Origin of the sequence: Christiangramia aestuarii, assembly GCF_009735585.1 — a bacterium.
Classification (GTDB): domain Bacteria; phylum Bacteroidota; class Bacteroidia; order Flavobacteriales; family Flavobacteriaceae; genus Christiangramia; species Christiangramia aestuarii.
In genome coordinates this window covers 1-429 of record NZ_VJVW01000102.1, presented here as the reverse complement: position 1 = coordinate 429, position 429 = coordinate 1, and the positions used below count along the sequence as shown (strand labels likewise).

Here is a 429-nt window from a genome sequence, read left to right as displayed (position 1 = left end):
GTGAACCTTTACTGTAGCTTTGCACTGGACTTTGAGCCTGCTTGTGTAGGATAGGTGGGAGGCTTTGAAGCGTGGACGCCAGTTCGCGTGGAGCCATCCTTGAAATACCACCCTGGCATGCTTGAGGTTCTAACTCTGGTCCGTGATCCGGATCGAGGACAGTGTATGGTGGGCAGTTTGACTGGGGCGGTCTCCTCCTAAAGAGTAACGGAGGAGTACGAAGGTGCGCTCAGACCGGTCGGAAATCGGTCGCAGAGTATAAAGGCAAAAGCGCGCTTGACTGCGAGACAGACACGTCGAGCAGGTACGAAAGTAGGTCTTAGTGATCCGGTGGTTCTGTATGGAAGGGCCATCGCTCAACGGATAAAAGGTACTCCGGGGATAACAGGCTGATACCGCCCAAGAGTTCATATCGACGGCGGTGTTTGG

General features: G+C 54.1%; 1 rRNA gene. It reads left to right on the top strand.

The features are described 5' to 3' along the window. Positions 1-429: ribosomal RNA gene (locus tag FLP08_RS17100) — 23S ribosomal RNA — on the top strand; the annotation flags it as partial.